Below are 9,044 nucleotides of genomic sequence, written 5' to 3' on the forward strand. Positions count from 1 at the left end.
TAAGTATAGGTCTTCTAATTCATTGAGCTCAAAAGAGTTCTCAATACGTTTACGCAAATCGTCTGTAAGCTTTCCTTGTTCTTCAATAGAAGAGAGAATTGTTTCTTTGCGCTTACAGATATTGTCGTAATCAGCTTGGGATTTGGCAATATGCTCAATGGCTACTTCATCTAAATTCTGAGTGCTATCTTTTCGATAGCGTGCAATGAAGGGGATAGTACAGCCTTCGGTTAATAGTGAAAGTGTGTTTTCAATAGCTTTTTCAGGTAGTTGTGTTTGGGCTTTTATATATTGAATGTTTGTCATACTAATGTGTTATCGATTTAACAGTGTTTTTAAATTGAAGGTGCAAAGATATTGAAGAATTAGCAGATTAGCAAATGTCTTTTAATACCACAATGCCAATAATGCCAATAATACTAAATCAATGACAGTGCGAGGTCGTAGCACGACAGGCAGATAAACAATTAACGAACAAAAGACGGTGCGAGCCACACGGGCAGATAAAAAATGAACGAAGAAAAGACGAAGAAAAGACGAACAAACAACGAACAAAAGACGAACAAACAACGAACAAAAGACGAACAAAAGACGGTGCGAGCCGCACGGGCAGATAAAAAATGAACGAAGAAAAGACGAAGAAAAGACGAAGAAAAGACGAACAAAAGACGAAGAAAAGACAAACAAACAACGAAGAAAAGACGAACAAACAACGAACAAACAACGAACAAAAGATGAAGAACAGTGGTACAAATCTGGGTTCTTAGAGGTGTATAATGAGTACTTCTGCTATAAAAATAATTTATTCTTTTAATTAGAAAGTTTTTAATATATTATTCATAATTATTTCGTATCTTTGTCGCAAGTTTCATCTTAGAAAAAACACCTATGAAAAAACTAAGTATGGTAGCTCTTTTGGCAATGGTAGCTTGAAACAACAGCATACCTTTCTTACTAATGCTACTTAACTTTTTGAAAAATACTACTCAATAACTGAATTATTAATTGTTAATTGCTAATCGTTAATTGAATAATAATGCTTCTTTTCTTTAAAAACCCTAAAAAGACTATCTATGTGGTAGCGACTGAAGTTACCCTTACTGAGACCGACCTCAACAAACTGAAATGGCTGTTTGGCAATGCCCAGCAACTCCCCTCCCCTACCCTTAGCGGTACTTTCATCGGACCCCGTGTGGCGATGATTACTCCTTGGAGTACCAATGCGGTGGAAATCACCCAAAATATGGACATCCACGGGATTACCCGCATCGAAGAGTTCCACGAGGTAACCGACCCCAATACACCTTTTGACCCTATGCTCTTTGAGCGATACAACGGTCTTACCCAAGATAGTTTTACTATCGACATTCAACCGCAAACAACACTCGAAATCGATGATATTGAAGCGTATAACCAGCAAGAAGGACTTGCGCTAAGCGGCGAAGAAGTTGCCTATTTGCAAAATCTCTCTCAACAATTGGGGCGCAAACTCACCGACTCGGAAGTGTTTGGCTTCTCGCAAATCAACTCTGAACACTGTCGCCATAAAATCTTCAACGGCACTTTTGTTATCAATGGTGAGGAAAAACCTTCTACCCTCTTCAAACTCATTAAAAAAACTTCACAAGAACATCCTAATAGCATTGTTTCGGCTTATAAAGACAATGTGGCTTTCATCAAAGGGGCTACTGTCGACCAGTTCGCACCCAAAAGTGCCGATAAACCCGATTTCTACGAGGTGAAACCTTTTGAAGCAGTGCTCTCTCTCAAAGCCGAAACCCACAACTTCCCCACTACGGTAGAGCCTTTCAACGGGGCTGCTACAGGTTCAGGAGGTGAAATACGCGACCGTCTCGCTGGCGGACAAGGTTCTTTGCCTTTGGCAGGGACGGCTGTGTATATGACGGCTTACCCCCGATTGGAAGAAGACCGCCCTTGGGAAAAAGGAATGGCTGAACGCCAATGGTTGTACCAAACACCAATGGATATCCTCATCAAAGCATCTAACGGGGCAAGCGATTTTGGTAATAAATTCGGGCAACCACTCATTACGGGCTCTCTCTTCACCTTTGAACACGAAGAAGGCGGACGCAAATTAGGCTTCGATAAGGTAATTATGCAAGCAGGAGGTGTGGGTTATGCCAAAGCCTCACAAGCTATAAAACACACCCCTCAAGAAGGCGACAAAATCGAGCTTGGCGGCGGCGTAGCGATCTGCGATCACGGCGCACTTAGCGTGCCTGCGCCAGCCGTTTGTGAAATTTTAAGAGGAGTGCCTGTAAGTCTCGGGCGCGCAAATTTTGAGATGACTACGCCAACGGGAGCTGCAATTTTAAAGGCTTGCGCGGATGAGTTTACAGATAGCGCGAGTTTTAGGATAGAAAAGATCGGCTACGGTGCGGGCGAGCGTGACGCCGCGGGCTTTGCAAACGTGCTTCGCGTGATGATCTGCGAGGCGGATTTAAGCGACGAAAGCGGCGAGCCAAATTTAGGCGCGCAAGCTGGCTACGGCGAGGTTTGCAAGCAAATTTTAATCTCCACGAACATCGACGATATGGATGCCGAGAGCTTTGCACTTGCCTGCGAAATTTTGCGCGAAAACGGCGCGCTGGACGTGTTTAGCAGGTCTATTTTTATGAAAAAGGGGCGCATCGGCTTTGAGCTAAATGCGCTGTGCCGCAAGCAGGACGCGCAAAATTTAAAGGATCTAATTTTTACGCACACCACCGCGATCGGCGTTCGCGAGATAGAGGTAGCTAAAACCGAGCTAAAGCGCGAATTTGCGCGGGTGCAGACGAAATTCGGCGAGATAGGGCTTAAAATTTCGCGCGGCAAAGCTTGCGAAACGGGCACTGGCGCGCAGCAAAATTTGAACGTACAGCAGAATTTGGGCGCGAGGCAAAATTTCGCCACTTCAAATTCCGTCCGAGAAATTTTAAAAATCAAGCCGGAATTTGACGACTGCAAGGCCGCGGCGCTCGCGCACGGCACGACGATCGAGCGGGTGCGAAAAGAGGCGCTAGAAACCTATGACGAAACTAGAAAAACTAAAGGCTGATCTGCGCGGGCTGGGCGAGCTAGCGGTCGCATTTAGCGGCGGCGCGGACAGCTCGTTGCTACTGCGCGCGGCGCACGACGCGCTGGGTGAGCGCGCGATCGGCATAACGATCAGATCGCCCTACATGTCCTCGCGTGAGATCGCCGAAGCCATAGAATTTGCCCGCGCTTACGGCATCCGCCACGAAATTTTAGAGCTCGGCGTCGCGGAGGGAATCAAAAACAACCCCGAAAACCGCTGCTATCTGTGCAAAAAGGCGATTTTTTCGCGCCTGATCGAGCGCGCCCGCGAGCTTGGCTTTAGTCGCGTCGCAGACGGCACGAACCGAGACGATCTGGGCGAACACCGCCCGGGACTCAAAGCAAAAGAGGAGCTGGGCGTGCTCTCGCCGCTGATAAATTTAACCAAATCCGAGATCCGCGAGCTATCGCGCGAGTTAAGCTTACCCACTGCCGAAAAACCGGGCTACGCGTGCTTGCTAACGCGCCTGCCGCACGGGAGCGAGATCAATGAGAGCGAGCTCAATTTGATCGAAGCAGCGGAAAATCTGCTCATCGTAAGCGGCTACGCAAACGTCCGCGCGCGGTGCGACCGCAAAAATATAAAGCTGCAAATGCCCTTTTCTAGCATGCGGGACTTTCTAAACGATGCGAAATTTAAAGATATCGTTAGGCAGCTCGTGACGCTTGGCGCGGCGGAGGTGACGCTTGATCTAAAGGGGCTTAGAGAGGATGTTTTGCATGAGAGAGGATGAAATTTTAGAACTTTTCGCGGGGGTAAAAAGCGGCCGCGTGAGCGAGCAAGAGGCGCTAAAATACCTAAAAAACTACCCCTACGAGGACGTGGACTGCGCCAAGATCGACACTCAGCGCGCTCTGCGAAACGGCGCGGGCGAGGTGATCTACGGCGAGGGTAAAACTGATGATGAAATTTTACGTATCGCTGGTGCGATCGGCGCGAGAGGGCAAAATATCCTGATCACGCGTACGAACGAGCGGGTTTTTAAGCGGGTGTGCGAGGTGCTGCCGCAGGCGGAGTTTAACGCTCGCGGCCGCGTGATCAGCGTCAAATTTAAAGAATCCGCGCTCACGCAAAGCTACATCGCGATAGTATCTGCCGGCACCGCCGACGGCGCGGTAGTGGAGGAGGCGTACGAGACGGCGAGATTTTTGGGCAACGACGTGCGCAAATTTAGCGACGCGGGCGTGGCGGGGCTGCACAGGCTGATCGCAAATTTAGAGCAGATACGCGGTGCAAAGGTCGTGATCGCAGTGGCGGGCATGGAGGGCGCGCTAGCTAGCGTGCTAGCAGGCCTCGTGAGAGTGCCGGTGATCGCGGTACCCACCAGCGTGGGATACGGCGCGAGCTTTGGCGGACTGGCGGCGCTGCTAGCGATGCTAAACAGCTGTGCTAACGGCGTCAGCGTCGTAAATATCGACAACGGTTTTGGCGCTGCGTACAACGCGAGCCTGATAAATCATCTATAAATTTACGCCAGCGCGTAAACGAATAAACGGCCTAAATTTGAGTGCGAGAGCCTATCGATCACAGAAGCAAACCGCAACAGCTACCAAGCCATAATAGTGCAGTGGCACAATAGCAAATACGGTAAAGATAAACAAGCGAAGATCGGCGGCGGAGAGCAAACCTATAAGCTAAATATCCCCGAGCCAAAATCAGACAATGAAGCCTTTAAAAAGGGCGAAGCCAAGCTAAACGAACTACAACGCGGCGGAATAAACGGCTCGCTTGCCGCCACTGGTAGAGAGCTAAGAGCCGGCGGAAAACTAAAAATAACCGGCGTAACCGGACTTGAAAATGTAAAATTTAGTATTAAAAGCGTATCGCATAATCTAAACACTACAAGCTATATGATTGATCTGGGGTTTGAGGGGCAGAATTATATCTGATTATAAAAATACTCTTTTTTGTCTTTTCGGTAATACCCGTCTATAATGTCTGTAAGTTCAAATCCAAAGTAATCAAATACTTTTTTAAATTCTATTAATTTTTCTTCGGACACTGTCAGGAAAGGCTTTTCTGTTTCTAATTCTATAAAGCTTTGCTTAAAAAGTTTTATGCCATAACCTTTGTTCTTATAGGGGGGCATAACCGATAGGTGGCATAATTTTTTTTCGTTGTATTTTAATATGGCGAGGCCCTTTAAATTATTATTGTCATGAGAGATTATAATTTTTTTCCTTCCGTCTTTTAATGACGGTATCACATTCATAAAATACCAAATATCAAAGCTTGGATAGTATTTTTTTGTATCTTTAATATAATTGTATAGCGTATATTCGTTTTGTATATCTGCTTTTACGCATTGAACATATTTCAATGTCAGATCAATGGCGCCGTCAAAAACTAACATAAAAATATCCATTTTAACAAGTCATAAATAGCATTAGATATTATAGCCACGACCACTACAATCAATAAGAATTTATATCGATATAAATTTGAATTTTTATGATGAAGGCTTTTTAAGAAAAGTTGATAATTCTCTATCGTGCTATCGTCCGATGTTTTATCTTTAAATTGATAGACCGTCATCCTTCGATTTGCGTAGCTTCCTATATATTGATTCCATAAATTATCTTCTAAAACTCTAAAGCTTTTTATTGGCCTACTTTTTTCGATCAACTCGGTTATAGAATCCAATATAATAAAAGTATTAATTTCTTTAAATTTTATCTTTTTATTTATTTGTTTTATAAATTGCCTATCTAAATTTATTGAGATACCAATCGTTTTTATCGTTTTTATAAACGGATTGGCCATTGTATCCGAAAGAACGGTATCCGTTATCTTATCTCTGATATTTCTAATCCTAAATCTAAAATAGCTATTTTTCTGTTTTTCTTCTACGCTCATTGTTATACTAGAATCGCCATTTATAGTGGTATTACAAAGCTTTATACCTCCGAGCTTGTATTCCCTTAATCTAAAGTCTAATTTGTTTTTATCTAGATGGGTCTCCTCGTTAAATATCATATTCAAGGTCTTACCGTCACAGAGCCTATCTTTTACATCCGCGAATTCTTCCTTAAGTATATCGAATGGAAATACAATTTCTATATTGAAATTTCTGTCAAAATTGTTATACTCTTTTCTAGAAATCAATATTCCTATTTCTATATACGAATGTTCATTGTCGTTTGGCAAAAAAATATTTAAATGCAGTATAGCATCTATCTTGTCGGCGACGTCTGAATCCACATTTATAAATATAGATTGTGTGTACTGCGAATTTGGATTTATTTTCATCTTCATTTTCTAGATATACTTGAACGATTGCGGTGCTACGAATTTCGGATATTGTAGATAAGGGCAAATAGGCTCCTTATATTTATTTACGGACTTAATTTTTATAGCAAACCCCATATTTTTACCGCTAAAATATTGAAAATATCGCTCTTTATCTATGCCGGCGTACAGGCTTGTTTTGTCCCATAGCTCTTCAGGACTTGCTTTTAAGATATCGTCAACTATGAACTCACCTACTATCTTACCGACCGGTTTTGTAGCATATATTTTGATTTTATCAATTTTTCTTTTAAAATTTACTTTTCTAAATTCAAATTGCTTTGTTCCATCAAAAATAGCTTGGACAAATTCCGGCTTAATGGATAATAATGCTGTCATTTACCATACCTTCTTTTAAAATTGCAAAAAAAGCTTCGTCCGTAAGCTTCGCAAAACCCCAGTAGACTTCTTCGTGACCTATAATTTCCCTAATCCTCTTTAAAATAACGCGTCTTTTAAATGATATATTGTATGTCATCTTTATTATTTTTGTATATTTTTTACTGATAAAAATATTTTTTAATTCAATATCGGTAAAAATATTATGCGGCTTGCAGTACCTGACGAAATCATCAAAGTCAGCAAAACCGGATAAGTCTTTATATTCTTCTACAACGCATAAAGAGGTCGCGACTGATGAGTAGTTCGCGCTTTGGGCATTTTCATCTTTTGTTCTATAAATGAGCAAGCAGTCGCCTCTCTTGAGTTGCTCGACACCTTTCATTTCCGTTATGTATACCTTATGAATACTATTTGATTCAGACATATCTTTTAGTATATCATAGCTTTCCGTATGTAGAATAGAGTCCGAGAACATACCGGTATGATATTTCGGGTATATACTTAAAAGATATTTGTCGCTTGTCGCATTAACAGCCGGATAGTCTAGTAGTATATCATTTTTTAGCGCCTGCACACAAGTCGGTATCTTTTTTGTTAATACTAGCTCATTATTTTTTTTGCCGTATTGGGTAAATCCGTATCTTTTTAATAAATCTATTAAAGGCGCTTGTTTTTCGAAAGCTGTTACGTAAATATTATAAATATTATTTGATACCGCAAAATCAAAAATCTTTTTTACAAAACGCTCTCCTAGTTTTGTGCCGTGTGCATTTATTTTAAAAGTCCCGATCTTTAACCATGGCACATTTATACTAAGCGCCGGTTTTATGTCCGTATTATCTACGGGGTTTTCTATTTTTAAATATAAAAAGGCTACTATTTGTCCATTATCATCGAAAAGCGTATATGCTTTTTCGTTGGCTTTCGCTTTTTTTGCTATCCATGCATCAAAACCTTTATAATCTTGTCTTAAAGAATCAAAAAAGGAATCGGATGTATCGATTTCACGTATATATTTCTCTTGGATATTTGACATTTTAACACCTCTTAAAATTTTTCAAGCAATTGTATCAAAGATTATCTAATTTTATTCTTTTAAAGCCATTGTTGTAATATCGGCAAGGATTTTTAAAAATATTTTTTGAATTTAAAACGATAATTGAAAGATTGAAAAATTTACGTTTCAAATCAAAGTGAAAAATGTGATATTTTAGCCCACTTTGATTTTAAGCGTAAATCCACTTTGATTTGAAACGTGGTTTTACAGCTAAATTTGAAGGCTAAATTTAAAAGGAAAGCGTTGCGAGGGGAGAATTTAAGAGAGCAAAAAAGTATCGCAAGGCTCGCGCAAAAGCCGTAAACAAGGCAAAGCGCGAGGACGAGGCTAGCGTTTTTAGCCGTGGCGGCTTTGATTTTAGCGATCGAAATTTACATAGCGATCTGCGTAAAGGGCGGTTTCGTGCGCCACTACGCGGGCGACGTTTTCGCCGTCATCTTGCTTTACGCGCTCACTAGGGCTATTTTTAGCGAGTCGCCTTTAAATTTGCCGCTTAAAATTTTCGCGTTTGCCGCGACCTTGGAGTTCGCGCAGTATTTTGGCGCGGTGCAAATTTTAGGCATAGAAAATAAAATTTTAAAAGTAATGATCGGCGGGACGTTTGATTTTGCAGATCTGCTCTGCTACGCTGCGGGCTGCGTCCTAGCGGGCGTCTATGAAAAATTTGAAAGTAAAATTTAGCAAAGGAGAAGCGATGGATAAACAAAAAGCCGTGCAAAAGATGACCGAGGTCATGGCGAAATTCGTCGGCTATACGGGCAAGGTGCTACCTGATGACGTGACGGCGAAGCTGAGCGAGCTCGCCGAGCGCGAGACGCAGCCGTTAGCGAAGGAGATCTACAAAACGATGTTTGAAAACCAGCGCCTAGCTAAGCAGCTAGACCGCCCATCCTGCCAGGATACGGGCGTGATCCAGTTTTTCGTGCGCTGCGGCGCGAACTTCCCGCTCATCGGCGAGCTTGAGGAGCTGCTTCGAGAGGCCGTACTGAGAGCGACGCGCGAGGCTCCGCTGCGCCACAACAGCGTCGAGACCTTTGACGAGTTCAACACCGGCAAAAACGTCGGCAAGGGCACGCCGAGCGTCTTTTGGGAGATCGTGCCGCAAAGCGGCGAGTGCGAGATACACACCTATATGGCGGGCGGCGGCTGTAGCCTGCCCGGCAAGGCAACCGTGCTGATGCCCGGTATGGGCTACGAGGGAGTCGTGAAATTCGTCATGGACATAATGACGAGCTACGGCATAAATGCCTGTCCGCCGCTGTTAGTGGGCGTGGGCGT

General features: G+C 43.0%; 10 protein-coding genes and 2 pseudogenes. 7 read left to right on the top strand and 5 right to left on the bottom strand.

Features of this window, described 5'->3' with window-relative positions; translation table 11 throughout:
• The coding region (locus Q0372_RS05160; RefSeq protein ID WP_298103403.1) for a Tex-like N-terminal domain-containing protein at window positions 1-306 on the bottom strand (306 nt) is incomplete at its 3' end.
• Between the two features lie 730 nt (window positions 307-1,036).
• On the opposite strand from Q0372_RS05160, the pseudogene Q0372_RS05165 reads away from it, so the two are divergent.
• The 5 genes and pseudogenes from Q0372_RS05165 to Q0372_RS05185 form a co-directional block, all read left to right on the top strand.
• Window positions 1,037-1,537 (top strand): annotated as a pseudogene (locus Q0372_RS05165) (hypothetical protein); the annotation flags it as partial.
• Between the two features lie 648 nt (window positions 1,538-2,185).
• Window positions 2,186-3,058, top strand: a pseudogene (locus Q0372_RS05170) (LarC family nickel insertion protein); the annotation flags it as partial.
• Window positions 3,030-3,812 carry an ATP-dependent sacrificial sulfur transferase LarE gene (gene larE, locus Q0372_RS05175; RefSeq protein ID WP_298103405.1) on the top strand — a complete coding sequence of 261 codons (783 nt, stop codon included), beginning with the start codon at window positions 3,030-3,032 and terminating at the stop codon, window positions 3,810-3,812. The pseudogene Q0372_RS05170 and the gene larE, both read left to right, overlap by 29 nt.
• The gene (larB, locus tag Q0372_RS05180) at window positions 3,799-4,545 is read left to right on the top strand and encodes a nickel pincer cofactor biosynthesis protein LarB (protein ID WP_298103416.1); all 747 of its coding nucleotides are present in this window, start codon (window positions 3,799-3,801) and stop codon (window positions 4,543-4,545) included. Before larE ends, larB begins: the two co-directional genes overlap by 14 nt.
• Before the next feature lie 96 nt (window positions 4,546-4,641).
• Window positions 4,642-4,968, top strand: a complete 327-nt coding sequence (locus Q0372_RS05185; RefSeq protein ID WP_298103408.1) for a hypothetical protein — start codon at window positions 4,642-4,644, stop codon at window positions 4,966-4,968.
• On the opposite strand, the gene Q0372_RS05190 is transcribed toward Q0372_RS05185, so the two are convergent.
• The 4 genes from Q0372_RS05190 to Q0372_RS05205 are packed head-to-tail and all read right to left on the bottom strand — an operon-like array spanning window position 4,959 to window position 7,745.
• Window positions 4,959-5,432, bottom strand: coding sequence for a GNAT family N-acetyltransferase (locus tag Q0372_RS05190; RefSeq protein WP_297964618.1), 474 nt, complete (start codon window positions 5,430-5,432; stop codon window positions 4,959-4,961). The two genes, Q0372_RS05185 and Q0372_RS05190, sit on opposite strands and share 10 nt — an antisense overlap.
• Window positions 5,426-6,328: a hypothetical protein gene (locus Q0372_RS05195; protein ID WP_298103409.1), complete on the bottom strand. Its 903-nt coding sequence runs from the start codon at window positions 6,326-6,328 to the stop codon at window positions 5,426-5,428. Before Q0372_RS05195 ends, Q0372_RS05190 begins: the two co-directional genes overlap by 7 nt.
• A 9-nt stretch (window positions 6,329-6,337) precedes the next feature.
• A complete protein-coding gene (locus tag Q0372_RS05200; RefSeq protein ID WP_298025350.1) occupies window positions 6,338-6,706 on the bottom strand; it encodes an ASCH domain-containing protein in 369 nt (122 codons plus the stop codon).
• Entirely contained in the window at window positions 6,684-7,745 is a 1,062-nt protein-coding gene (locus tag Q0372_RS05205; protein WP_298025352.1) for a hypothetical protein, read from the bottom strand. The genes Q0372_RS05200 and Q0372_RS05205 overlap by 23 nt, the downstream gene beginning before the upstream one ends.
• A gap of 363 nt (window positions 7,746-8,108) precedes the next feature.
• Here Q0372_RS05205 and Q0372_RS05210 point away from each other — a divergent pair, with 363 nt between their 5' ends.
• Together Q0372_RS05210 and Q0372_RS05215 are read left to right on the top strand one after the other, a co-directional pair.
• Window positions 8,109-8,447: a DUF2809 domain-containing protein gene (locus Q0372_RS05210; RefSeq protein ID WP_298103410.1), complete on the top strand. Its 339-nt coding sequence runs from the start codon at window positions 8,109-8,111 to the stop codon at window positions 8,445-8,447.
• 13 nt (window positions 8,448-8,460) lie between these two features.
• On the top strand, window positions 8,461-9,044 hold a 584-nt coding region (locus Q0372_RS05215), incomplete at its 3' end, for a fumarate hydratase (RefSeq protein WP_298103412.1).

Source organism: uncultured Campylobacter sp., assembly GCF_937997405.1.
Classification (GTDB): Bacteria; Campylobacterota; Campylobacteria; order Campylobacterales; family Campylobacteraceae; genus Campylobacter_B.